The following is a 24,936-nucleotide window of genomic DNA, read 5'->3' as shown; positions in this document are numbered from 1 at the left end:
AAAAAGAATACAACATGTCCAAAAAACTACACCTCGTCAGCCTCGGCTGTACCAAAAACCTTGTCGACAGCGAAGTGATGCTTGGTCGTCTCAAAGAGTATGAGATCACCGATGACAATACTGCTGCTGATGTCATCATCGTCAATACCTGCGGCTTCATCGATGCAGCCAAAGAAGAGAGTATCAATACACTCCTCAATCTGCATGATGAACGAAAAAAAGACTCTATTCTTGTCATGAGTGGCTGTCTCAGTGAGCGCTACAAAGAAGAGCTCATGCAGGAGCTCCCGGAGATCGATATCTTTACCGGGGTAGGAGACTATGAAAAGATAGACCAGCTCATTGCCCAGAAACAGAGCTCTTTCTCTCCGGAAGTCTATCTGGCTACAGAGTCAAGCGGAAGGGTCATTACCGGTTCAAACTACCATGCCTATATCAAGATCGCCGAGGGATGCAACCAAACCTGTTCTTTCTGTGCCATTCCAAGCTTTAAAGGTAAACTCCACTCACGCTCACTCGAATCGATCGTCAAAGAGGTAAGCAGCCTTGCTGCACAGGGTTTTTACGACTTCTCTTTCATCTCCCAGGACTCCTCAAGCTACGGACGCGACATGGGGCTCAAGGATGGGCTTAGAGACCTCATCAAAGCAGTAGAAAAGATAGAAGGTGTCAAGAGTGCACGCATTCTTTACCTCTATCCCAGTACTACTACTTTTGCACTCATCGATACCATCGCCGACTCAGCAATCTTCCAGACCTACTACGATATGCCTGTTCAGCATATCGATGACCGTGTGCTTAAAACAATGAAACGAGGTTTTGGGGAAGAGAAGACCATTGAACTGCTCGAATACATGAAAAGCAAACCAAACGCCTTCCTGCGCACTTCAGTCATTGCCGGGCATCCGGGGGAGAACAGTGAAAGTTTTGAAAAGCTCTGCTCTTTCATGGAAGATTTCGGATTTGACCGATTCAATGTCTTTGCCTACTCCAATGAAGAGAGCACTGCTGCCTATGAAATGGAGCAGCTGCCTAAAGAGCTCATTGAAGAGAGAACCGCGATTCTAGGTGAGATCGCCCAGGCATGTACAGTCAGATCTCTTGAAAAAATGGTAGGCAAAACTGTTGAACTTGTTATTGACGGAGAGAGTGATGAACATGAATTCCTTCTCTCGGCAAGACCGCTGCAGTGGGCCATTGACATCGATGGAGAGATCCTCATCAACGATACAAACGACATAAGTGTAGAATATGGAAAGATATATGAGGCAAAAGTGACAGAACTGGTGGGGGAACAACTTCTCGCAACACTTATTAATGAGGAAGTAGAAAGTAGAAAGTAGGAATGAAAAAGGATCTGTTACGAGAAAAAAGCTTTGCCTTTGCATTGCGAATCATCAAGCTCTCTCAATACTTACAAACAGAGCATAAAGAATATATTTTATCGAAACAGATTATTCGTAGCGGCACATCCATCGGAGCGTTGATACGTGAAGCACAATATGCCCAATCTAAAGCTGACTTTTTACATAAGCTCACTATTGCTCTAAAAGAAGCTAACGAAACCGAATATTGGCTCTTACTATTGAAAGAGTCTGGATATCTAAATGATAAAATGCTCCAAAGTATTCAACCTGAAATTGATGAACTGCTCAAACTTCTTATCTCTAGTACGAAAAAGATAAAAGAAAATCTAAAATGAAATCACTTCTACTTCCTACTTCCTACTTCCTACTTGAAAAAAGAAATCTTCTCGCTTTTTCTGCAGGAGTAGACTCTTCCGCTCTTTTTTTTCTACTCATAGAAAACAACATCAAATTTGATATTGCTATTGTTGATTATGGTGTAAGAGAAGAGAGTAAAAAAGAAGTAGCACATGCCAAAGCCTTGGCACAACAGTACAACCTGAAGTGTCATACAGCAATGGCACCACATTTTAGCTCACACTTTGAAGCAAATGCCAGAATATTCCGCTATGATTTTTTTGAGAGACTTATCAAAGCACACGGTTATGACAATCTGCTTACCGCCCATCAACTCAATGATCAGCTGGAGTGGCTGCTGATGCGCCTTACAAAAGGTGCCGGCACTTCTGAGCTACTTGGACTTGAACCTCTAAGCAAAAGAGAGAACTATACAGTGGTACGTCCTCTGCTCGAATACAGTAAGGAAGAGTTACTTGCTTACCTGAAAGAGCATGGTCATCCCTACTTCACAGACACAAGCAACAGCGATGAAAAATATGAGAGAAACAGATTTAGAAAACAGTTCTCCGATCCTCTGCTGTCAAAATACAAAGAGGGGATCAAACGCAGTTTTGCATACCTCAGAAGAGACAAAAAAGTGCTTGAGAGCGGATATAGTCTCATCTACAGCTATGAAAAACTAAGGATCATTAAACTCTACAGAGCAAATGCCAAAAGCAAAGCAGCCGACATGACCCTTAAAACACTGGGATATCTCCTCTCTGCATCACAACGTCAGGAGATAGAGAATAAACAAAGCCTTGTCATTGGTGGAGCATGGGCAGTAGAACTCAAGGATGACCTGCTCTATATTGCCCCCTATATTACAACTGAGATGCCAAAGAAATTTAAAGAGGTGTGCCGTGTTGCAAAGATCCCATCAAAAATACGCCCCTATCTCTTCACAAAAGAGATAGACCTCCAGGAGATCAACGCATTGCAAAGCAATACATACCGATCCTGACTCCTCACTCCTCATCTGGCTGATGCCTGGCATCAGCCAAAGGGTGCGCCTTCATATACTCCTGCATCTTCCTTGCAGAACCAAGTTTGGTATAGACTTGTGTTGTTGCCATCGTTTCATGCCCCAGCAGTTCACTTACATCAGCAATACGTGCTCCATGGTTGAGCAAATGGGTGGCAAAAGAGTGCCGAAGCTGGTGCGGTGTAGCTTGAAGCCCATGCTCCCTAAAGAGTTTTGTCAGTCTGTAGCGCAGCTGTGCGCTATTGAGCGGAGCATTTCCTTTTTCAAAAAGATACGTTTCAGGCTGGGTATTTGCCAAATAAACCTGTAGAAGTTTCTGCAGTGAATCCAGCAGAGGGAGTTGACGTACTTTGTTCCCTTTTCCGTGAACCATGACCCATCCCTCTTTAATATCATCCAGTTTCAGTCTGCTCAACTCCGAAATACGCAGACCAAGACCGTAAAGCATCGCTACAAGCACTTTCTCTTCGATCGTTGCCTTCCTTAAGACCTCATCTATATGCCTCTCTTCTATTGGCTTGGGAAGAGACTGAGGTACCTTTATGGACTCATCGGAGATCACCCTGACTGCAAAATCACACTGATCTTCCAGGTATTTGACCAGTGAACGTACAGCAGAGAGCTTTTTAACAATAGTCTTTTTACTGTTCTTGACGATCTTGAAACGAAAAGGTGTAATATCGAGCACCCATACACCATCCTCTTCATAAAAGTGACTCACCTCCTCCATCTGCCGCAACGCTATCTCATAAGTCTCTACCGTCGCTTCGGAATAGCCGCGCACACTCAAAAGGTAATCGAGAAATTCCTCAATATACTCTCTCAGTTGCTTATTGCTCATTAAATTACCGTGTGTTCCAGCATCTTCTCTTTCAGATACTCTTTTGCCTCTTCTATCTCCATCCCTTCCAGAGAGAGACTCTGTATGTAGAAGTCAATGCGGCAGAAAGGTTTGGGAATGACAAACCTGTCCCAGCTGCCAAGCTGCCAGTAGGATGATGGCTGGTAATTCATCACAAAAATAGGCAGCCTGCTTTTGAGTGCGATCCCAATGGCTCCGTCACTCATAGAGTGTCTGGGACCTCTTGGACCGTCTGGGGTAATCAGCACCTCTTCACCCGCTTTAATACTTTTAAACGCCTGCAAAAGTACCTGTCTGGCACCTTTTTTGGTCGATCCGCGGAGAGGTCTTATCTTTAAAAAACGCAGAGTACCTGCAATCAGGGATCCATCAAAATGCGAGGAGATAATAGCGGAAGCTTTGTGCTCAGGGTGGATCTTTCTATATGCCTGTGGACTCATTAACAGTTCACCATGCCAACAGACACAGACATGCTGTGATTCATCTATCTCGGAAAGATTGTGGAAGCGCTTGCGGCAGGTCACCCATAGTAACCGCATGATAACATAGACAAGCACAGGGATCACAATGATACCTGCCTGCCTGAAGAGATCTCTCATTTCTGTCTATTCCGTTATCACTACCCCGTCAAGGGCACCGCGTGATGTCTTGGTGATCTGCACATCAACGATCTTTCCAAGCAGCTCCTCACTGCCTTCTACAAAAACAAGTTTCCCGTCATCACTGCGTCCGGCTGCACGGTTACCTGGTTTGAGCTCATCAAAATAGACTTTATGTACCACACCAAGCTGTGCATCCATGATCTCATCGAGTATCTGTGTATGACGTTTCTGAAGGCGACTCAGGCGTTCACCGGCTATGGCGTCATCTATCTGGTTCTCAAACTCTGCAGCTTCTGTGTAGGGTCTCGGAGAGTACTTGAAAGAGAACATCTGCTCAAACCGTACCTTCTCAAGAACATCCATCGTATCTTCAAAATCGGATTCACTCTCACCCGGGAACCCTACAATGATATCTGTAGAAATGGTTGCTTCCGGGCAAAGTGTCCGTATCTTTTCACAACGATTGAGGAACCACTCTTTGCTATAACCGCGCTTCATGGCCTTCAGCAGAGCAGTTGAACCGCTTTGGAGCGGTACATGTATCTGTTTGCAGATCTTGGGGTTTGAAGCAAATTCTTCCAAAAAAGCATCATCCATATGCAGAGGGTGAGGTGATGTGAAGCGGATACGTTCCAGCCCTTCTATCTTTGAGATCTTCTGCAGCAGACCGGTAAAATCTATCTTCTCATCACTGCTGCCAAAACGTCTGCCGTAATTATTGACGTTCTGTCCCAAAAGCATCACCTCTTTGGCTCCGCTGTCAACTGCTTTGGTAATCTCCTGTACCAGCAGGTCACTGGGGATGGAGATCTCATCGCCACGGGTATGCGGAACGATACAGAAGGTACATGATTTGTCACAGCCGATGGAGATGTTCACCATTGCCTTGAAGGGGTTTGTCCTGTACTCTCCAAAAGCGTAGGTACTCTCATCGTAGTCCGTACTGACCTCAACGGCATGTTTTTTGTCGACCACCTGTGTGATCTTGGAGACATTTCGTGCCCCCAGTACAAAATCAACGGAGGGTGCACGCTTGATGATCTCTTCTCCAAGGTGACTCGCCGTACACCCTGCCACACCGATCTTAGCCCCTTCTTTTTTATGTTTGTTGAAAAGACCAATCTCGGAAAAAAGTTTTGCCACCGGTTTTTCTCGTACCGAACAGGTATTGATGATGATCAGGTCTGCCTGGGAAAGCTCCTCAGTAAGCTCGTAAGGCTCTTTTTGGTTCAGTTCTGCGATCATGTGCTCAGTATCACGTACATTCATCGCACATCCAAGCGTTTCAATAAATAGTTTTTTACTCATATGTTATCTGCTCATTATATTATTGTAGTGGGTAGAAGGAAGCGGATTTGGGTAGAGATTTGAGACGACCGTAGCTACACACTACGCGCTCTTCTTTAGGCGATAATATGTACCTCATAGATATATTCATTATCGTCCAGGCCATATTTCACTTCTCTCATATATACAGAATATCCCTTCTCTTCGAAATATTCGATAAGCTCTTTCAACTCTTTGTGTGAATTGTCCTTGTCAAAGTAAAATATAGATCTGTTTGCTAGTTCCTCTTCGAGTTTTTTCAACTCTATGGTTTTTGGTTTTGCTTTCAGGGTGGTTCTAGCCAGTTTCAATTTCATCTATATTTCCTTTAATTCTTTTTATCTATACAGGCATACGTATTGGTTTTATTATACTTTATTTTCAGTAAAGGTTTGATTAGCTATAATTCCTTACTTCAAAAAACACGCCTCCCAGACGTTCTTAACACTGTTATGTTACCTCTTGTAGCGATATATTGAAGCGTTATAGTAAAGGATTTTTATGGAAAAAATATTAGATATTATTGAAGCGATCGCACATGAAAAAAATATCTCCAAAGAGAGTGCTGTAGAGGCCTTTAAAGAGGCATTGATCAATACAGCAAAAAAACTGACAAGCCAGACCAGCACCTTTGAAGCCATCATCGACAATGATACAAAAACCTATAGTATCAATAAAGTAATCACAGTCGTTGCCGATGATGATGAGAAACTGGAAGAAGAGCCGGATAGTTACATTCCTCTTTCAGAAGCCAAAGAGTTTGACAACTCCATTGAGATCGGAGATCAGCTCAAAGAGGAGTTTATACTTGAAGATCATGGTCGTACCGCTTCAGCCAATCTTTTTAAGGAACTTGAGTACCATGTCCAAAGACGTATTGAGCAGGATCTCTTTGAAAAATACAGAGAAAAAGTAGGCACGGTCATGCTTGGAACAGTCAACCGTATCGATGCAGATGACAATACACATGTTGAAATAGGAGAGCTCAAAGGTATACTGACACGCCGAAACCGTATCAAGGGTGAAACATACAAACGCGGTGATACCATCAGAGCACTGCTGCGTTATGTCAGTGTTGACCCGCAGATTGGGCTTTTTCTGGAGCTGACACGCACATCGCCAAAATTCCTTGAAGCATTAATGGCCAATGAAGTACCTGAGATCGCGGATGGTATCGTAGAGATTGTTGCTGCAGCAAGGATCCCGGGAGAAAGAGCAAAAATAGCCCTGAAAACAGAACAGATGAACGTTGACCCGATTGGTGCAGCCGTAGGTGTCAAAGGGGTACGGATAAATGCTGTCAGTGAAGAACTAAACGGAGAGAATATTGACTGTATCGAATACTCTCCGATCCCTGAGATATTTATCACCAGAGCACTCTCTCCTGCGATCACACAAAGTATCAAGGTTGATCAGAACGAGAAAAAAGCCATCATTAATATTACCGGTGACCAGAAAGCCAAAGCCATCGGAAAAAGCGGTATCAATATCCGTCTTGCATCAATGCTGACAGGTTATACCATAGAGCTGAATGAAGTTGAAGGGGTAACAGAAAGACAGACAGACAGCAACGGTGATACTATAGAGACAAACAAAACAACCGATACTTCTGCACTGGAAGATCTCTTTAAGTAAACATAGTAGTCATAATAAACAATAGGTCGGGCTTATTACTCCCTGCCTAACTTAAGATCATTTCAGAAAAACTCTCTACATCAAGTGATGCAGAACCAACCAACACACCATCTACACCGTCAATAGAGATGATCTCTCTAATATTGGCAGGCTTCACGGATCCTCCGTAAAGAAGTGGCCTCTTTACATGTTGTTTGAGCACTGCGTGAGTAGAAGAGATCTCTTCAACCGTTGCAGAACGTCCAGTACCGATCGCCCATACGGGCTCATAGGCGACTATAAGCTTTTCATATGCCGTATCAATTCCTTCAAACTGAGCCAGCAGATAATCTGCAACAGCTTTCTCTCCGGCTTCACGTACTTCAAGAGGTTCACCGATACAGTAAACGATCTCAAAGCCCTGTTCCATAAAAAAGCTGTACTTCGCAGCAACTGTTTCCTGATCTTCTTTCATATACTCACGACGTTCACTGTGACCGATCAGAATACTCTTGATGCCGAACTCTTCAAGCTGCTCCACTCCTATCTCTCCCGTAAAAGCACCATTTTGTGCAGGATAGGCATTTTGGGCACCTATAGTAAAACTGCCCTTATAGCTGTCCAGTGCTGTTGCAGGAGGAAAGACCATGACACGATCCCCAGTTCTTTTTGCAGAGAGTTTTTCCGACAATACTTTCAAGTAGGTTCTTGTTGATGCCCTGGTATGGTTTGTCTTGAAATTTGCAGCAAAGATCATTTTGTTTTCCTTTGTAGAAAGATGACAGGAAAAGCCTGCCGCTTTCACTTTTCAATTTCTATATGTTCGACTAGTCCAGTTCAAGTGCTGTAAGTCCAGGAAGTTCTTCTCCCTCAATAAGCTTCAGGCTTGCACCTCCACCGGTACTTACAAAGGTCATTTCATCTACATCACCTGCACGCTGAGCAACATCTGCGGTATCCCCGCCTCCTACAATCGTCGTAGCATGTGTCTCTGCAATATGGTGTGACATCATGATACTTCCTTTTGAGAACTTATCCATCTCATAGACGCCCATCGGTCCATTCCAGATAATCGTCTGTGCATCATTCAGCACTTCCCTGAAGAGTCTGGAGGATGCCGGTCCGGTATCAAGCCCCATCCACTCTTTTGGGATCTCCTGGGAAGGAAGGTACTTCACTGCCGTATTCTCTGAAAACTCAGGTGCAACCACAAAATCGACAGGCAGATAGAACTTTACTCCCAGTTTATATGCCTTTTCCATAATTTTGTTCGCTTCATCCAGCAGATCGTCTTCTACCAGGGATTTACCGATTTCATATCCCTGTGCTTTCAAAAAAGTAAATGCCATTCCCCCGCCGATGATCACTTTGTCAACCTTGTTGACAAGATTGGTCAGTGCCTGAAGTTTTCCGGATACTTTTGATCCTCCTACAACGGCTACGAACGGACGTACGGGGTTTTCAAGCACCTTCCCAAAGAAGTTAACCTCTTTCCCCATCAGAAAACCTGCTGCTTTGTGCTCTCTGTCAAAGAATTTTGCGATCGCATGAATAGAAGCATGTTTTCTGTGACAGGCACCAAAAGCATCATTCACATAGATATCGGCAAAAGATGCCAGCTCTTTGGCAAACGCTTCATCATTCTGTGTCTCGCCCGCTTCAAAACGGAGATTTTCAAGCAGAAGTATATCTCCTGCTTCAAGCTGTGCTGCTTTTGCTTTGGCATCGGGACCTACCACATCTTCGGCCATCAATATCTCATTTTTGATCTTCAAAAGCGTATGCAGGCGTTTGGCAACTGGCTTGAGTGAATATTTCTCTTCATACTTCCCCGGTTCGGGACGCTCATAGTGCGATGCAAGCACGATCCTGCAGTCTCTGTCAATACAGTAGCGGATTGTCTGCAGTGCAGAACGGATACGTCTGTCATCAGTGATATTGCCGAACTCATCTTTGGGGACGTTGAAGTCACATCTTATAAATACTCTTTTACCGTCAATATTGATATCTTTCAATGTTCTCATCTACCTTCAACCTTTATTTTTTGCTTACCAAAAGTGCCATATCTACCAAACGGCAGGAGTATCCCCACTCATTGTCATACCATGAAAGTACCTTGACCATCTTGTCACCGATCACCTGAATCGTATCAAGTGCTACGACCGTGCTGAGCTCCTCTCCGACAAAATCCTGGGAAACCCTGTACTCTTCATCAACACCCAGAATCCCCTTGTGTGATCCTTCCGCAGCCATTTTAAAGGCTGTCTGCACTACTTCAACCGTTACTCTCTGCTTCAGTGTGACGGTAAGATCGACCATAGAGACATCCGGTGTCGGTACACGGATCGCCTGGCCGTTGAGTTTGCCTGCAAGATTTGGCAATACCTTGGAAATAGCTTTTGCAGCACCTGTAGTAGTCGGAACAAGGTTGGTCGCACCTGACCGTCCCTTACGAGGATCTTTTTTATGCTTACTGTCCAGAATTGGTTGAGAAGAGGTATAAGAGTGGATCGTTGTCATCAAGCCCGCTTCAATACCAAATGCATCATCAAGTACTTTTGCCACAGGTGCCAATCCGTTAGTTGTACAGGATGCATTGGAAACAACCGGCTCTCCTGCATAGGTTTCAGCATTGGCACCAATAACAAACGTCGGTGTATCATCTTTTGCCGGTGCAGAAAAGACGACTTTCCCAATGCCGTTGTCAAGATAAGGCTTTACACTCTCCTGTGTCAGGAATGCTCCTGTACACTCCAGTACAAGCTCTGCACCAAAGTCTGCAAAGTTCAGTTTGGCGGGATCTCTTTCTGAAAGGATCTTTGCTTTCTCTTTTCCTATCTGTAAATATCCGTCACTTACCACGACATCACTGCGCGTACCGTGTACAGAGTCATACTTGACATTATATTCGATCATTTCATGTGTACCGCTGGCATTGACCGCAACCAGTTCAATATCATCTCTGTCTGCGATGATACGTGCCACACATCTTCCGATCCTACCCAATCCGTTTATCGCTACTTTTACCGCCATATAAATCCTTCAATAAGCCTTGTGGTGTAATATGCTAAAATGCGACTAGCCGCATGGGACAACTGTTTCAGTTGTCCCGCGTCAGTATGGTTGTTTTGGGCTTTGCTCCAAAAACGTCACATTAAATAGTACGCAATTTTACAGTAAATGAGGTTAGCATTTGGTTAATAGACCCAAGCCGGCAGTCGCGATATTCGGAGGGAGTTTCGACCCCCCTCACAGAGGGCACCAGGAGATTGTCCAAAAAGCACTGGAAAGTCTTGATATCGATAAGCTGCTTGTGCTGCCTGCCTACCTGAACCCGTTCAAATCATCTTCTCTGGCGAGTGCAGAACAACGGCTTGCCTGGTGTCATCAGCTTTTTGATGAGACCCCCAATGTGATCGTGGATGATTACGAGATCAGGCAAGGGAAAAGTATCAGAACATCACAGAGCGTGAAACATTTCAGTGATACCTATGAAGTCAAGTATCTCATCATCGGTGCTGACAATTTGTCAACATTGACAGAATGGCATGAGTTTGAATGGCTTAACAAGACGATCACATGGGTGATCGTTACACGCAGGGGGTATGAGCTGGATACGAGTGTACTGCATTCATGGAGAGTACTTACACTTGACACACCTGTAAGTTCAACACGTATACGCAAAAAGAAGCAGCTTGAACATGTTGACAGTAAAATTAAAGACTCAGTCAAAAATACATTAAAAGGATAAACCTTAATGACAATAGAAGAGAGAATAGAAAATATCGTTAAAGTACTTGATGAGAAAAAAGCAGAAGAGATTGAAGTATTCAACCTTGATGATGCAGACTATATTGCAGACCGTGTGGTCATTGCCAACTCACTCAACCTAAAACACACACAGGCACTTTTTGAACAGCTCAAAGAGGCACTGAAACCAGAAGGAGAGACTTTCCTCCACGCAGATACGAGTGATGAATGGGTTGTAGCGGACCTTGGAGATATTTTGGTACACATCATGATCCCGGAGTATCGTCAACGCTATTCACTTGAAACTTTTTTAAGCGAACTGGTAGAGAATCAGAAAAGATCCAACAAAGAAGATGTGTAGGTTGAATTCTCTACCCGACACTACCTTCTATAGATCCTCTGGCAATAGCCGGACCTGCCTAAAACAGTTGCCCCCATGTATCCTCATAGCGTGACCCCTCCAGCAGAGACAATAGTATAAACAGAATGATCGTAATAACCGGAGAGAAGATCACCCACCAGACATACCTCCCCCTGACCAGATAGTAGAGCAGCCCTCCCCATGCAAAAAGAGTCAGCAGTATATGCATCAGAAACAGCGGAATAATCGGTCTTGCAACATTTCCCATAATTCCCAAAGAGAGGATAAGTGCAAAGCTGGCCAGCGCAGCCAAAAGTCTCTTTATCTCTTTATTGCGACTATAGAGCACAAAGATAAGCCCAAATGTTACAAGTATGCCAATAATGATAAGTGCTTTCACAGGATCACTCCTTTTCTCAACCACAATGACTGAACTGCAGATCAGCACCTCCGATCTGCAGGGTCACTACAACTTGTCTACCACCTGAATACCCAGTATAGCCAGGCCCTGCTTAATGGTCTTTGCAGTCAGATCCGCAAGCAGCAGACGCGATACTCTTGTCTCTTCATCTACACCCTCTTTCAGAATAGGGTTTCTCTCATAAAAACGCATAAAGAGTGTCACCACATCATAGAGGTAACCTGTAATCTGGTTTGGCGCTGCATCTTCTGCAGCTTTTTCCAATACATCTTCAAAACGAAGCAGCATCACTGCCAACCGGTGCTCCAGTTCATCACTTATAATGATCTTTCCTTCCACTTCTCTGCCGTACTTTCTCAGGATACTCTGTATACGTGCATAGGCATACTGCATATAGAGTGAGGTGTTACCGTCAAACGAAAGCATCTTATCCCAGTTAAAGATATAGTTTGACTCACGGTTTATCGCAAGATCGGCATACTTGACTGCACCGATACCCACAATCTTTGCAAGCCTTTCCAGTTCCTCTTCTGAATAATCATCTTTAGCGGTAATTGCTTCTTTTGCACGGGTAACTGCTTCATCAAGCAGTTCTATCAGTTTAACTGTCCCCCCTTCCCGTGTCTTGAACGGTTTGCCGTTGGTATCCATCATCGTGCCAAATGCAATATGTTCAAGCTTCACATCTTCAGGCACAAAACCGGCCTCTTTAGCTACACGGAAAACCTGCTTGAAATGCTCGCTCTGACGTGCATCAACCACATAGGAGATACGCTTGGCCCCCAGTACATTGGCACGGTAATAGAGTGCTGCAAGATCGGTAGTTGCATAGAGATAGCCACCATCACCTTTTTGTACGATCACCGGAATATCTTCACCTTCCAAAAAAACACACTGGGCACCGTCACTCTCTTTAAGCATACCGACTTTCTCAAGATCAGTGATCACTTTGGCCAGTGACTCATTGTAAAAGCTCTCAGCACGTACATCATCGCGTGTCAGGTTGACATCAAGTTTTTCATAGACCTCTTCACAATGCCCCAAAGAAATATCAATGAATTTCTGCCAGAGCTTCAAACAATGGCTGTCTCCACTTTGTATCTTGACCACATACTCTCTGGCTTTATTAGCAAAGTTTTCATCTTCATCAAATCGTCCCTTGGCATCTTTGTAAAACTGTTCAAGATCTTTAAGTGATGTGGTGCCGTCTTCATCTATCTCTTCAAGGTAGGCGATGAGCATCCCAAACTGCGTTCCCCAGTCACCGATATGGTTCTGGCGGATCACCTCATCTCCAAGAAACTCCAACAGATTTGCCAGTGTATCACCGATGATCGTAGAACGCAGATGCCCCACATGCATCTGTTTTGCCATATTAGGACCGGAATAGTCCACCACCGCTTTAACAGGTTTTTCACGCTTGCTTATATCAAGACGGCTGTCCTTATCTGCTTTTTCACAAAAACTTGCAATCCGCTCAGGATTCAGCCAGAGATTAATGAAACCCGGACCTGCGATCTCTGCCTTGCTGACAATACCTGACAGATCAAGGCTGTCAGCAATCATACCTGCAATCTCCCTGGGATTCTTCTTCAGCACTTTCGCCAGTGCCATTGCACCATTGAACTGATAATCTCCGAACTCCGGTTTGGTCGCTTCGGAAACAGAAATAGGCGTTTCTTCTATGCCGGCCCTGCTAAATGCTGCCTGTATAACTTTGTTAACTTCTTCTTTTAGTCTCATGAAAATATTCCGTAAATAATAGTGTGGGGTTGTAGATAATAAGTGCGGTACACTTGTAGAGTAATCTTAACGCTACGCATGCCCGACCAAAGGGAGAAATGCCCTTGTGGTACTGAGTGCTGAACGCTTATTAGGCGTTCTCGCTCTTTTTCTCTTCGATTTTCTCTTCGACTTTCGTCTCTTCTTTTTTGGCGATCTCTTTTACATCATCTTCATCATCTTCTTTGATCGCTTTTTTGAAATCTTTGATCCCTTTACCCATACCTTTTGCAAGATCTGGAATTTTCTTCGCTCCGAACAGTAGTACAACGATCGCCAAAACGATCAGTAGTTCCGGCATACTTGGCATACCCATAGTCAATCCTTTAAACTCAAATCGAGTGTAATGTTAAATTTGAATAATTATACTTAAATTAGTTTAAGGGAAGCTCTAATCTTATCCCAGCCAGTGTGCAATAAATGCCTCTTCATCCTCTCTGCTCTGTTTCAGACGGGCTGCCTTGGCAACTATGACAAACTCCCGCGCCGCTTCGTCAACAGTATCATTGATGATAGTAAAGTCATATTCACCTACTGCCAGAATCTCTTCTTTGGCATTCTCAATACGGCGTTTTATCACCTCTTCACTGTCAGTACTGCGATCACGTAAACGTTTTTCAAGCTCCTTGAGAGTAGGTGGTGTAATAAATGCGGAAGTTGTAATATCATTCATTTTTGCACGTACCAGGCGGTGTCCCTGCACATCGATATCGAAGATCACCAGTTTTCCGCTATTCAATGCTTCCCGTACCGGTTTGAGGGAGGTTCCGTAATAATTTCCATGTACCTCTGCATACTCCAGAAAATTTCCTGCCTTGATATCCTCTTCGAACTCCTCTTTACTTACAAAGAAGTACTCTCTTCCGTGTTTTTCACCCTCTCTGGGTTTCCGTGTCGTGGTTGAGATGGAGAAATAGAACTCTCCTATCTCTCCCGAAGCAGCATTGATAATCGTACTCTTTCCCGCGCCACTTGGTCCGGAAAGTACCAAAATAGCACCTTTTTTTACTCTCTCCATCTACTCTTCATCCTTAAAACGGATCTTGATCGTCACTTCGGCACCGCGAAGGAGTTTTTTGATCTTTTTGGGCTTCATGCCTTCTATCGCAGCAAGCAGTGCTTCTTCAAAGGTATAAGCTTCCTCTTTTTTCTTCTTTTTTCCGATCTTTTTTGATTTCTCTTTTTTCTTTTTAGGTTTTTGGCTCAGTGCTTTTATGATCTCGTCTTCTCTAACAATCTCAAGCCCGTCCTCTTCGAGTTTCTGCGTGATCACCTCTACCTTGCGTGCTTCATACTCAGCCTCATCTTCAAGATCGATCAGAGGCAACACCTCATCTTCGTCCTCTTCAAGCAGCGCCTTTATCTGCTCGATATCTCTGCTGTCCAAAACTTTGGGGGCTTTCCCCTTTTCTTCCTCTACAGATGTTTCTGCATTCTCCTTTATGATTTTTCCCTCCTCTTCTGAGATCTCTTCATCAGAAGAAAGCGGAAAGATAAAACTCTCTTCTGCTTCATTTTCTTTTTTTGAAAGAAGGTCCGTTTCTTCATTCTTGAAACTGTCGAGTACTGCCTGTATTTGGGAAGGCAGGAAAGGTTTTTTGATCACTGTGTCGAACATACTTCCTATCTCTTCACCTGTATCACGGCTTGAGAGAAAAACAACCTTGGCAATATCGATCGCACTTAAAAAAGCTGCCACCTCATCATGATAGGAAGCATCATCAACAAAAACAATGTCATAATACGTTCCGCTTACCTCGGCAATAAGATCCACCTCTTCAAAGGTGATGGACGTATCGCGCATACAGAGTGAAACCAGACGGGAAACGACCGGATTGGTATTGATCAACAGGATATTCATACAATAGCTCCATAATAGATTGATACTATTATATGATAAATGTGGTTAGATAGAAATTTGACCCAAATCTCAAAATAGGATTCTTTGAATTTGCGTTATGCTCGTATTCGTGGGGTTTACGTAAAATTTGAGTCGCACCCGTAGGTTCGGCGATGATTTGTGAGTATTTAAAAGGTGGTACACTCAACAGGATTCGAACCTGTGACCTTCGGTACCGCAAACCGATGCTCTATCCAGCTAAGCTATGAGTGCACTTTGTAGTCTACTGCGATATTTGGTGAGCGAATTGTAGCGAATTTTTCTTTATTTTTCAAGTAGATTCATCGGTCTGAAAAGATTTAGTACTTTTTCATTGCAAATAAATGTATGATTGTAGGGATGCTCTACCTCTATAGTCTCAAAGCTCTCCAGCGGCAAAGACTTTTTCAGAGCCTGCGCATGTGTACCAAAAAGAATCAGCTTCGGTGCATTTACCCTCAGGTCATTCAACAAAGAGTGCATAAACGGGCGCCAGGACTTGACATGTCTGGAAGAACTCTTTTTATCGGTAAATATCAAAGAGGTATTAAGCAGTAGTACCCCGTTCTTTTCAAAGTTGATACGCAATTGGCAAATCGACTCTATAAGGGCTGTCCTGTCTATTCTGCTGATCGCTGTCTGTGAAGTATCATCTACAGTAATGTCTCCTCTTGCAAGCAGCGCCATCTTGATAAAATTACGCAGGCTGGTTGCCCGGTTGACCTCTTTGCTCAAACCTTTGTCAGAAAAAAGTGTTTTGACTTTTTCATCAATGAAAGCATATCCTCCTGCACTCTCTCTTCTGGGATAAGGATCCTGTCCAAAAAGAACATATTTCACTTCGTCTTTCGGCAAAGTCCTGAAAGCATTGAGATAGTTCTCACGGGTAGGAAAAAAAGTGTTGTCTTTTTCCAAAAATATTCTATACTCCGGATCAAGCTGCCCGTATGCCCTCTCCAGTATCTCTTTCCAGCTATGATGAGGCATTTTCTTTTTTGATCTTGTCAAATTTGATAATAAGTTCTATCTTGTTAAGAGGGATTCCAAGCTTGCGGGAAACCTCTTCCCTGCTCTCTCCTGCTTCTATCAACATCATAACCTCAGCATGATTGGAGAAGTTCTCAATAACATCTTTCACTGCAACACGGGAGGCCTGCAGGTTTTCTATGGTCTTTTCTTTGGCCTCAATGATCTCTTCAAGTACACGTTTCTCTTCTTTAAGCTTTTTGTTGCTGCTGCAGCAAAGCATCAGCACTGTCAGCAGCACTACGATCGTTGCGATCAGAATCCATAATACCATCTACATCACCTCCAGTATGATAAAAAGCAGAAAGACAAATCCGAGATAGCCGTTCACTGTAAAAAAGGCTTTGTCAATTTTTGTAAAATCTTTCTTAACAAGGTAGTGTTCATAACCCAGCATTACGGCTGCAAAAACTACTGCAGTCTGTGCCCATACCCCAAGTCCTGCACTGCTGACGAACCAGAACCAGAATACAACAGTCATCAGATGAAAAACTCTGGCAATATACATTGTATTTTGTGCACCGAACTTTGAGGGAATGGAGTGCAGATTATTTGCTTTGTCAAACTCCATATCCTGCAGGGAATAAAGCAGATCAAACCCTGCTACCCAGAACATGACTCCGATGGCCAGATAAACAGACCAGAGTGTGATCTCACCTGAAACTGCCACCACACCTGCGATCGGTGCCAAGCCAAGGCTGATACCCAGGATCAGATGGGCCAGGGCAGAGAAACGCTTAAAAAGGGTATAGGCACCCAAAACTGCCAATATCGGGACGGAAAGCCTAAATGCAAGATCATTGACAAAATAGGCAACAACAATGAAAAAGAGTGCATTGGCAAATATAAACCCGACCATCTGTGTTGTCGATACCCTGCCATCCACCGAAGGTCTGTTCTTTGTCCGTGGGTTGAGCACATCAATGTCTCTGTCAAGGTATCGATTGACTCCCATGGCAAAGTTGCGTGCACTTACTGCTGCCAGTGTACCGAGGAACAACAATTTCCAGCCAAACCAGCCTGAGCCACTCTCCAAATAGGAGGCAACAAGCATTGCAATAAAAATAAACGGGAGAGAAAACACAGAGTGCTTAAACATCACCAGTTCCGAAAAATCATTCAGCTTTTTGAAAAACGCATTCTCTTTTATCTCTTCACTCTTCACTCTTCACCCTTCACTTTTTATGGGTGTGGAATTTTTAACTTGCTGTTCAGCGACCATGCGATCACCAGCACCAGCAAAGCCACTGTGTATCCGCTTGCCAATACACCGTATGCTGTCAACAGATAGACAAACCACAACAATATCGCACCCAGTGGTGTAGGTACCCCCTCAAAATACTTCGCCACTTCACCTGCATCTACCTTCAGATTGAACTCCACAAGACGTCTAAGCCCGGAAATGATATACCAGATAAAGACAATCCCCAGTACCAACTCTTCCAGACCGCTGATCATTGCATAGTGCCTCACTGCATAAAAAAGCAAAAATGCCGGCATTACGACAAAGGAGAGGAAGTCAGCAAAACTGTCAAGCTGAATGCCGAACTCTGTAGAGAGTCCAAACTTTCGTGCTACTTTACCATCAGCAATATCAAGTGCACCGGCGATCCAGGCAAATATAATTGCTATAAAAAAATTGTTCTGCTGTATCAGGTACATTGCTGCCACACCACATGCAATATTCCCAAAAGTAATAAGATTGGCAATATTAAAACGGTTCTCCTTCTCAAACAGATCCATGTACGCTCCAAAATAAGAATATACAATTTTACCCTCTTGGCACTTAACACTCTCTATGTTATGATTACACTATGAATAACTTCAGACAACTCGCACTTATCGGTCCTACTGCTTCAGGCAAAACATCACTTGCTGTTAAAGTTGCACAAAAAATGAATGCCCAGATTCTCTCACTTGACTCACTCTCCATCTACAAGGAGATAGATATTGTCTCTGCCAAGCCAAACCATGAAGAACGTCAGGGTGTCACACACTATGGGATCGACTACCTTTTTCCGGATGAACCTTTCGATGTCACTACATACATTGACCTTTACAAGAGTGTAAAAAAGAGGTGTCAAGATGAAGGTAAAAACCTCGTTATTGTAGGTGGAACAAGCTTCTATCTGAAAATGCTGCTTGAGGGTATATCCAAACGACCTGAACTTTCAAAAGAACATCTGCATAATGTAGCACAACAGATGAAAGATCCGGACAAAGTATATAGGCTGCTGAAAAAGGTCGACCCTGCATACATGCAAAAGATCGAAACCGGGGACACTTATCGCATTCAAAAGGCTCTGGAGATATATTTGGCAACAAACGAGAAGCCCGGCAGTTATTTTGAAAACAATCCTCCACAACCTGTCATTACAGAGTCCCTGCCCGTCTATGAGATCATCTGGGACAGGCAGAGACTTAGAGAGCGTATATGGCTGCGTACGGAGCAAATGCTCAATGATGGGCTCATTGATGAGATCATCACCTTGGAGAGGAAGTACACCCGTTCTCCAAACTGTATGAAAGCCATCGGTATCAAAGAGACACTGATGTATCTTGACGGGATTTATAACAAAAAAATGCTCATTGAAAAGATCGCGGTCAATACGGGAAGACTTGCAAAAAGACAAGTGACATTCAACAATTCTCAGTTTAAAAATGTGATTAAGGGAAGTTTGGAAGATTTGGAAAATATGCTTTTGTAGGTGTGTCTACATAGATGGTTTTGAGACAAATTTCAACGCTCAGCGCTAAACGCTGAACGCTTTAAATTAATACCCGCTCGCACTGATCATATAGTAGAGGTAAGATACCAGTGGCTGAACATAGAAGATCGCTGTAATGGTTGCAACAGTAGCAAACCCGATCACTGCCATCAATGGTCTTGAAAGGTTATAGTAGACAGTATCAGTATCTTTCACCGGTTCCTTGAGGAACATATAGACGATCAGCTTCAAATAGTAGTAGGCAGAGATCGCTGAGTTGAGTCCCATCACGATCGCAAGCCATACAAACCCTGCATTCACCGCCGCCTGCATCACATAGATCTTGCCCCAGAAGACAGAGAACGGAGGAACCCCTGCCAATGAAAGCATAAAGAGTGCCATGATCACAGCACCGATAGGCATAATATGGATCAAACCGGCAAACTTCTCATATGGATGGTCATAACGCGCATTGAAACGTCTCACTTTGTGGCGCGAGATCCAAAGCATTGTAAAGGCACCAAGGTTGGTAAACATAAAGAGCGCATAGTAGAGGAAGATACTTGTCGTTCCCTCTGTTGTGTCCAGTGCCAATGCCGCCATGATGAAACCGGCATGTGATATAGATGAGTAAGCCAACATACGTTTCACATCTTCCTGTACAAGTGCCATGAGGTTTGCAAGGGTCATAGTAACTACAGCAAGTACCAGAATCATTACTCTTACCCATTCGACACCAAGATCGATATACATACCAAAAATTCTGACCGATACGACCAATGCCGCGATCTTTGGTACAATCGCCATATAACCGGCCAACGGCGCAGAAGCACCTTCATAGACATCCGGTGCCCAGGTATGGAACGGGAAGAGCGAAAGCTTGAACGCCATCGCGACCATCAAGAGTACCGATGAGCCGAATACAGCCATCATGATCCCTGTCTCATGCAGACGTGTAGAGAGTATCTGTGCCACCTGGTAGAGTTCGATAGAACCAGTTAATGCATATACTACCGCAGATCCCATCGCAAAGAAACCGGCTGCCAATGCACCCATGGTAAAGTATTTCACAGCTGCTTCATACGAATTGCTTCTGTTATGCAGGGCAATCAGAGTATAGAGGGAAAGTGACGCTGTCTCAAGACCGACGAAGATCAGGATCAGGTTGTCACTTGCTACCATAAACTGGAATCCGGCTACCATGAACAGGAACAAGGCAAAGAACTCAGGGTATGAGTACTCATGAAAACGCTTAGATGTCAATGCAAGCGGTGTAAAGAGAATCGATGCTACAATGATCAATAACTGCGAAATGATCGAGATACCGTCTATCAGCATTACATCGAAGAAACCACGCTCATTGACATTCAGTCCTACCGTTGCACCAAAATCCACGATCAGAATAAGAATCGTCAGCATTACATAAAGCGACTTATGCAACTTGTCATTGACAAGGTCAAGAATCAAAATAACCAAACCACCTGCAATAGCAAGCAGCATCGGTGCCAGGGTAATGAGGTTCAGACTCTCCAAACTTACTTTTATTGGTTCCAACATTACTTCACCTCCCCTGTTTTAATCACCGACTGCGGTACTTTGATAATATCCTTCGCCTCGGCTGTAATCGCTTTCTCATCCATAAACACCAACATTGCATTGACTGAGTTGTTGATCGGATCAAGAATTGGTTTGGGGTAGACTCCAAGCCAGATTACGATTGCGACCAACGGTACCAATGACCATGTCTCTTTCGGTGTAAGATCTTTCAATGTTCTGTTCTCCTCTTTGGTCACTGGACCAAAGAAACTCTTTTTAAAGACTGAGAGCATATAGACTGCACCCAGAATAATAGATGTCCCTGCCAATACTGTCATAACCGGAGAGATCTCATAGAATCCAAGTAATACAAGGAATTCACCGACAAACCCTATTGTAAGCGGCAGTCCAACTGATGCCATCAGCATAATTCCAAAGATCACTGCAAACTTAGGCATGACCGATGCAAGTCCACCGAACTCACTCATCAGCTTTGTATGTCTTCTGTCATAAATCACCCCTACCAACATAAAGAGTGCCCCAGATACGATACCGTGGGAAAGCATCTGGAAGACAGAACCACCAATACCTTCACTGTTCATTGCAAAGACACCGATCATAATAATACCCATGTGAGAAACAGATGAATATGCAATAACCTGCTTGATATCTTTTTGTGCATAAGCCACCATTGCTGTATAGATGATCATAATGATAGAAAGTACAGCGATCGGTGTGATCATCAATACTGATGCATCAGGAAACATCGGAAGCGAGAATCTTACAAACCCGTACGTACCCATTTTAAGGAGTACTGCAGCAAGAATAACCGAACCGATAGTCGGTGCCTGACCGTGCGCATACGGCAACCAGGTGTGGAACGGGAACATCGGTACCTTGATGGCAAACCCAAGGAAGAATGCTGCAAAAAGCCAAAGCTGATAATCAACAGGCAGCACCAGAGCATACCAGTCTGTAATCGCAAAACTCCATACTCCTGTCAGGTTATGGTATACATAGGCAACAAACAGCATACCTACAAGCATTACAAGTGATCCCATGAATGTATACAGAAAGAACTTGACCGATGCATACACACGAAGCGGTCCCCCCCATGCACCGATGATATAAAGCATCGGTACAAGTGAAAGTTCCCAGAAAAGATAGAAAATGATCGCATCAAGTGCTACGAAAACACCGACCATTGTCATCTCCAAAAAGAGCAATGTAATGATCATATTTTTTACATTTGTCTCTACACTCATACTCATCATACCGATCAGTGTCATCAGTGTTGCCATAATGATAATGAAAAGAGAAATACCATCTACACCAAGGTAATAGTTCACTCCCATGTCAGGAATAAGCGGGATCATCTCCACAAACTGCATTCCTGCATTAGCGGTGTCAAAACTTAACCACAACCATAAAGAGAGCAGGAACTCGATCGCAGCAACCGTGATACCGTACGATCTTGCACTCTCTTTATCAACTACAAATCCGAGCAATCCAGCGATCGCAGGGAAAAATACTAATACACTTAAAATATTATCCATTTATCTCTCCTTAACCTAACATCGCTGCTGAGATGGCTGCGACAACCAAAAGTAATACTGCACCTACAGCCATCCAGTTCAGATAGTTTGAAAGGTTACCCGTTTGCATTTTTCTTGAACCATCACCTGTTTTGTAGAGGATTTTTGCAATACCGTCTACCGTTGCGTCAACAATTTTCATATCGACCTTACTCCACATCATCTCCGAGATCATTGCATATGGTTTGGAAATGAACTCTTCATAGAGATTTGGAATATAATACTGGTTGGCAAGAAGCTTGTAATACCAGCTTGATTCGAGCTTCTCATCTCTTTTGAGACCGTTTGCATATTTTTTATATGCCAATGCAATACCGCCGACAGCGAATACAAGCACAACAAGGCCAAGGATCCATGCAATATGGTGTGTATGTTCGCTCATGTGATACTCCGGAAGAAGCTTGGTCACAAAGTGCTCAAAGCCACCCATTCCGAAACCTGCTACGACAGCAAGTACAGCAAGCGGTGACATCGCGATCAATACGAATTTGTACATCTCATGAGGATGGATACCAAAGGCTTTGTATCTCTCATCTCCATGGAAGGTAAGGAAGACCTGTCTAAAGCTGTAGAATGCTGTCATTCCTGCTGTTACAACAAGAATTGCCCATAGTACGATTGTCCCCTCATTCCATGCTGTTTCAATAATCGCATCTTTTGAGAAGAATCCTGCAAAGAACGGAATACCTGCAAGTGCCAATGAAGCCAGTCCCATATAGATATAACTCCACTTCATCACTTTTTTCAATCCACCCATCTTAAAGATGTCAAGCTCGTCATGCATTGCGTGCATTACGTTACCGGCTCCAAGGAAGAGGAGTGCCTTAAAGAAGGCATGCGCTGCCAGGTGAAAAAGTGCGATCCAATAAGCCCCAAGGCCTGCTGCTGCGAACATATACCCAAGCTGTGAAAGGGTGGAGAATGCAATAATTCTCTTCAGATCTCTGTTGACCAAAGCCATAGATGCAGCAAAAAAAGCAACAAAAGTACCCAATGACGCAATAAAGTAACTTACTTCCGGCGTCATACTAAAGAGCGGATTTGCACGGATAACAAGGAAGACCCCTGCAGTAACCATTGTCGCTGCGTGGATCAGCGCAGAAACCGGAGTAGGACCTTCCATTGCATCTGTAAGCCATGTATGCAGAGGGAACTGTGCAGATTTACCCATCGCACCGATAAAGAGCGCAATAGCAGCCGCATTCAGGATAGAACCACTAAGGTTAGGAAGTGCGGCAAAAACCACATCATACTGAAGGCTTCCGACATTCCAGTAGATAATGAAAATCCCGATAAGCATCCCAAGGTCAGCAATACGGTTCATAATGAACGCTTCATTTGCTGCCCATGAAGGAGAGATGGACGGGTTTTCCTCTCTTGACTGATCAGGCTTGTGGTACCAGAATCCGACAAGCAGCCATGAACAGACACCAACCCCTTCCCAGCCGATGAACAGACCTGCAAAGTTGTCACTCATTACAAGTACCATCATTGAGAAAACGAAGGCTGACAGATAGGAGAAGAATCTGTTGAAACTCTTGTCATGATCCATATACCCGATAGAGTAGATGTGAACAATTGTTGAAACCAGTGTAACTACAGTCATCATTGTTACAGAGACCTGGTCAACCACGAAGCCGAACGGGATACGAAGATCACCTGCATTGATCCAGTCCATCATCGTAACATGAACTGCATCTCCTGTAGTGTAGACATAGAATGCCAACATCGCAGAAGCAATGAATGAGACTGCCAGCAGCACTGAAGCCACGATTCCGACAAAAATCTTTCTTTCACTCATTCCGAACAGCGCTGCAAATAGTGAACTTGCAAACGGAGCAAAGAGTGCTATATATACTAAACCTTCCATACTTACCCCCTCATACTTGCAAGATCATCAAGATCCAGACTGCCGTGTTTTTTATACAATACAATCAATATACCAAGTCCTACTGCCACTTCACTCGCTGCGATCGCAATAATAAAGAATGCAAACATTTGACCTGTAAGATCGTTGTAATAGTGTGAGATCGCTGCAAATGCAATATTAACTGCATTGAGCATGACCTCTGTCGCGAAGAAAAGCATCAACAGATTTCTTCTTCTAAGCACACCCATCAACCCAATTGAGAAGAGGATTGCCGATACGATAAGGTAGTGTGATAGACCTATCATTTTGCATCCTTTTGTTGTAATATTTCATCATCTGCACTTTGATCTTCAGTAAGACTCTGTTCCATCTTCCTACCGGCAAGGATAATCCCTGCGATCATAGCCACAAGCAGCATTACAGCTGCTACTTCGAAAGGTACGAGATACTTGGTAAAGAGTACAATACCTACATCCTGTGCATTCCCTACACCCTCATGCATCGGATAGAGTGCCTGAATCGCTTCAGAGTGGATCGGTCCGGCAAACATTAGCACAAGTACCAATGCGCTTACACCCCCCAGCAGGAAGATAAGCGGTGCCGGTGTGTTTTTCTCTTTAATATCTCTTGTTGCATCAAAGAACATCATTGCAAATGAGTAGAGTGCCATAACCGCACCTACATATACGATCAGTTGCACCACTCCGAGGAAATCCGCTCCAAGGATAAAGAAGAACCCGGAAATAAGAACCATACCCGATGCCAATGCTGTCATCGCATAAAGTACGTTCTTGCTCATCACTGTAATGAGAAACAATCCTATTGTTAAAGCCGAAAATAGGTAAAAGGCTACTACTTCATACATCTTCTCTCC

The 24,936-nt window shown here is 43.8% G+C and carries 28 protein-coding genes and 1 tRNA gene; 7 read left to right on the top strand and 22 right to left on the bottom strand.

The window, feature by feature from the left end:
• The first annotated feature begins 14 nt into the window (after positions 1 to 14).
• The 3 genes from rimO to tilS are packed head-to-tail and all read left to right on the top strand — an operon-like array spanning position 15 to position 2,709.
• Positions 15 to 1,343, top strand: coding sequence for a 30S ribosomal protein S12 methylthiotransferase RimO (gene rimO / locus IMZ28_RS01310; protein WP_197548848.1), 1,329 nt, complete (start codon positions 15 to 17; stop codon positions 1,341 to 1,343).
• Between the two features lie 2 nt (positions 1,344 to 1,345).
• On the top strand, positions 1,346 to 1,702 hold the full coding sequence (locus IMZ28_RS01305) for a four helix bundle protein (protein WP_197548847.1): 357 nt from the start codon (positions 1,346 to 1,348) through the stop codon (positions 1,700 to 1,702).
• Entirely contained in the window at positions 1,699 to 2,709 is a 1,011-nt protein-coding gene (gene tilS, locus IMZ28_RS01300; protein ID WP_197548846.1) for a tRNA lysidine(34) synthetase TilS, read from the top strand. Before IMZ28_RS01305 ends, tilS begins: the two co-directional genes overlap by 4 nt.
• A gap of 4 nt (positions 2,710 to 2,713) precedes the next feature.
• On the opposite strand, the gene IMZ28_RS01295 is transcribed toward tilS, so the two are convergent.
• From IMZ28_RS01295 to IMZ28_RS01280, 4 genes are all read right to left on the bottom strand, one after another.
• Complete coding sequence (locus tag IMZ28_RS01295) at positions 2,714 to 3,571, bottom strand: tyrosine-type recombinase/integrase (protein WP_197548845.1); 858 nt, start codon at positions 3,569 to 3,571, stop codon at positions 2,714 to 2,716.
• Positions 3,571 to 4,191, bottom strand: coding sequence for a lysophospholipid acyltransferase family protein (locus tag IMZ28_RS01290; RefSeq protein ID WP_197548844.1), 621 nt, complete (start codon positions 4,189 to 4,191; stop codon positions 3,571 to 3,573). The genes IMZ28_RS01295 and IMZ28_RS01290 overlap by 1 nt, the downstream gene beginning before the upstream one ends.
• A 6-nt stretch (positions 4,192 to 4,197) precedes the next feature.
• On the bottom strand, positions 4,198 to 5,502 hold the full coding sequence (gene miaB, locus IMZ28_RS01285; RefSeq protein ID WP_197548843.1) for a tRNA (N6-isopentenyl adenosine(37)-C2)-methylthiotransferase MiaB: 1,305 nt from the start codon (positions 5,500 to 5,502) through the stop codon (positions 4,198 to 4,200).
• 95 nt (positions 5,503 to 5,597) lie between these two features.
• Complete coding sequence (locus IMZ28_RS01280) at positions 5,598 to 5,837, bottom strand: HP0268 family nuclease (RefSeq protein ID WP_197548842.1); 240 nt, start codon at positions 5,835 to 5,837, stop codon at positions 5,598 to 5,600.
• A 184-nt stretch (positions 5,838 to 6,021) separates the two neighbouring features.
• On the opposite strand from IMZ28_RS01280, the gene nusA reads away from it, so the two are divergent.
• Positions 6,022 to 7,155 carry a transcription termination factor NusA gene (nusA, locus tag IMZ28_RS01275; protein WP_197548841.1) on the top strand — a complete coding sequence of 378 codons (1,134 nt, stop codon included), beginning with the start codon at positions 6,022 to 6,024 and terminating at the stop codon, positions 7,153 to 7,155.
• 46 nt (positions 7,156 to 7,201) lie between these two features.
• Here nusA and IMZ28_RS01270 read toward each other — a convergent pair whose 3' ends face one another.
• The 3 genes from IMZ28_RS01270 to gap form a co-directional block, all read right to left on the bottom strand.
• Positions 7,202 to 7,891 (bottom strand): triose-phosphate isomerase, encoded by a 690-nt coding sequence (locus IMZ28_RS01270; protein WP_197548840.1) that lies wholly within the window; start codon positions 7,889 to 7,891, stop codon positions 7,202 to 7,204.
• A 70-nt stretch (positions 7,892 to 7,961) separates the two neighbouring features.
• Positions 7,962 to 9,158, bottom strand: coding sequence for a phosphoglycerate kinase (locus tag IMZ28_RS01265; RefSeq protein ID WP_197548839.1), 1,197 nt, complete (start codon positions 9,156 to 9,158; stop codon positions 7,962 to 7,964).
• Between the two features lie 13 nt (positions 9,159 to 9,171).
• Positions 9,172 to 10,167, bottom strand: coding sequence for a type I glyceraldehyde-3-phosphate dehydrogenase (gap, locus tag IMZ28_RS01260; protein ID WP_197548838.1), 996 nt, complete (start codon positions 10,165 to 10,167; stop codon positions 9,172 to 9,174).
• 160 nt (positions 10,168 to 10,327) lie between these two features.
• On the opposite strand from gap, the gene nadD reads away from it, so the two are divergent.
• Both nadD and rsfS read left to right on the top strand, forming a co-directional pair.
• The gene (gene nadD / locus IMZ28_RS01255) at positions 10,328 to 10,885 is read left to right on the top strand and encodes a nicotinate (nicotinamide) nucleotide adenylyltransferase (RefSeq protein WP_197548837.1); all 558 of its coding nucleotides are present in this window, start codon (positions 10,328 to 10,330) and stop codon (positions 10,883 to 10,885) included.
• 6 nt (positions 10,886 to 10,891) lie between these two features.
• Positions 10,892 to 11,245 carry a ribosome silencing factor gene (gene rsfS, locus IMZ28_RS01250; protein ID WP_197548836.1) on the top strand — a complete coding sequence of 118 codons (354 nt, stop codon included), beginning with the start codon at positions 10,892 to 10,894 and terminating at the stop codon, positions 11,243 to 11,245.
• A gap of 58 nt (positions 11,246 to 11,303) precedes the next feature.
• Here the strand turns inward: rsfS and IMZ28_RS01245 are convergent, their stop codons facing one another.
• The 10 genes from IMZ28_RS01245 to IMZ28_RS01200 all read right to left on the bottom strand — a co-directional run bounded on the left by IMZ28_RS01245 (position 11,304) and on the right by IMZ28_RS01200 (position 18,096).
• The gene (locus IMZ28_RS01245) at positions 11,304 to 11,645 is read right to left on the bottom strand and encodes a hypothetical protein (protein WP_197548835.1); all 342 of its coding nucleotides are present in this window, start codon (positions 11,643 to 11,645) and stop codon (positions 11,304 to 11,306) included.
• A 66-nt stretch (positions 11,646 to 11,711) separates the two neighbouring features.
• The gene (gene argS / locus IMZ28_RS01240) at positions 11,712 to 13,409 is read right to left on the bottom strand and encodes an arginine--tRNA ligase (RefSeq protein WP_197548834.1); all 1,698 of its coding nucleotides are present in this window, start codon (positions 13,407 to 13,409) and stop codon (positions 11,712 to 11,714) included.
• Positions 13,410 to 13,539: 130 nt separating this feature from the next.
• On the bottom strand, positions 13,540 to 13,764 hold the full coding sequence (locus IMZ28_RS01235) for a twin-arginine translocase TatA/TatE family subunit (protein ID WP_197548833.1): 225 nt from the start codon (positions 13,762 to 13,764) through the stop codon (positions 13,540 to 13,542).
• 81 nt (positions 13,765 to 13,845) lie between these two features.
• Entirely contained in the window at positions 13,846 to 14,466 is a 621-nt protein-coding gene (gene gmk / locus IMZ28_RS01230) for a guanylate kinase (RefSeq protein WP_197548832.1), read from the bottom strand.
• Positions 14,467 to 15,309, bottom strand: a complete 843-nt coding sequence (locus IMZ28_RS01225) for a hypothetical protein (RefSeq protein ID WP_197548831.1) — start codon at positions 15,307 to 15,309, stop codon at positions 14,467 to 14,469.
• 175 nt (positions 15,310 to 15,484) lie between these two features.
• A tRNA-Arg gene (locus IMZ28_RS01220) sits at positions 15,485 to 15,561 on the bottom strand.
• Positions 15,562 to 15,612: 51 nt separating this feature from the next.
• Positions 15,613 to 16,335 carry a uracil-DNA glycosylase family protein gene (locus IMZ28_RS01215; protein ID WP_232087491.1) on the bottom strand — a complete coding sequence of 241 codons (723 nt, stop codon included), beginning with the start codon at positions 16,333 to 16,335 and terminating at the stop codon, positions 15,613 to 15,615.
• Complete coding sequence (locus IMZ28_RS01210; RefSeq protein ID WP_232087490.1) at positions 16,301 to 16,627, bottom strand: sigma-70 family RNA polymerase sigma factor; 327 nt, start codon at positions 16,625 to 16,627, stop codon at positions 16,301 to 16,303. Before IMZ28_RS01210 ends, IMZ28_RS01215 begins: the two co-directional genes overlap by 35 nt.
• Positions 16,628 to 17,518 carry a menaquinone biosynthesis prenyltransferase MqnP gene (mqnP, locus tag IMZ28_RS01205; RefSeq protein ID WP_197548830.1) on the bottom strand — a complete coding sequence of 297 codons (891 nt, stop codon included), beginning with the start codon at positions 17,516 to 17,518 and terminating at the stop codon, positions 16,628 to 16,630. It lies immediately after the preceding gene.
• Positions 17,519 to 17,535: 17 nt separating this feature from the next.
• Complete coding sequence (locus IMZ28_RS01200; RefSeq protein WP_197548829.1) at positions 17,536 to 18,096, bottom strand: CDP-alcohol phosphatidyltransferase family protein; 561 nt, start codon at positions 18,094 to 18,096, stop codon at positions 17,536 to 17,538.
• Positions 18,097 to 18,167: 71 nt separating this feature from the next.
• Between IMZ28_RS01200 and miaA the strand changes: the two genes are divergently transcribed.
• Positions 18,168 to 19,061, top strand: coding sequence for a tRNA (adenosine(37)-N6)-dimethylallyltransferase MiaA (miaA, locus tag IMZ28_RS01195; RefSeq protein ID WP_197548828.1), 894 nt, complete (start codon positions 18,168 to 18,170; stop codon positions 19,059 to 19,061).
• A gap of 66 nt (positions 19,062 to 19,127) precedes the next feature.
• Here the strand turns inward: miaA and nuoN are convergent, their stop codons facing one another.
• Genes nuoN through IMZ28_RS01170 form a run of 5 tightly spaced genes read right to left on the bottom strand, consistent with a single transcriptional unit; the run spans position 19,128 to position 24,927 of the window.
• Positions 19,128 to 20,618, bottom strand: coding sequence for an NADH-quinone oxidoreductase subunit NuoN (gene nuoN, locus IMZ28_RS01190; protein WP_197548827.1), 1,491 nt, complete (start codon positions 20,616 to 20,618; stop codon positions 19,128 to 19,130).
• Positions 20,618 to 22,153, bottom strand: coding sequence for an NADH-quinone oxidoreductase subunit M (locus IMZ28_RS01185; RefSeq protein ID WP_197548826.1), 1,536 nt, complete (start codon positions 22,151 to 22,153; stop codon positions 20,618 to 20,620). The genes nuoN and IMZ28_RS01185 overlap by 1 nt, the downstream gene beginning before the upstream one ends.
• A gap of 10 nt (positions 22,154 to 22,163) precedes the next feature.
• Positions 22,164 to 24,062, bottom strand: coding sequence for an NADH-quinone oxidoreductase subunit L (nuoL, locus tag IMZ28_RS01180; protein ID WP_197548825.1), 1,899 nt, complete (start codon positions 24,060 to 24,062; stop codon positions 22,164 to 22,166).
• A gap of 2 nt (positions 24,063 to 24,064) precedes the next feature.
• On the bottom strand, positions 24,065 to 24,367 hold the full coding sequence (gene nuoK / locus IMZ28_RS01175; protein WP_197548824.1) for an NADH-quinone oxidoreductase subunit NuoK: 303 nt from the start codon (positions 24,365 to 24,367) through the stop codon (positions 24,065 to 24,067).
• Positions 24,364 to 24,927 (bottom strand): NADH-quinone oxidoreductase subunit J, encoded by a 564-nt coding sequence (locus IMZ28_RS01170; protein ID WP_197548823.1) that lies wholly within the window; start codon positions 24,925 to 24,927, stop codon positions 24,364 to 24,366. Before IMZ28_RS01170 ends, nuoK begins: the two co-directional genes overlap by 4 nt.
• Positions 24,928 to 24,936 lie beyond the last annotated feature (9 nt).

This window comes from Sulfurovum indicum (genome assembly GCF_014931715.1).
Taxonomy (GTDB): domain Bacteria; phylum Campylobacterota; class Campylobacteria; order Campylobacterales; family Sulfurovaceae; genus Sulfurovum; species Sulfurovum indicum.
Note: the sequence above shows the minus strand (reverse complement) of the source record. Positions and strands in the feature narration are given on the sequence as shown.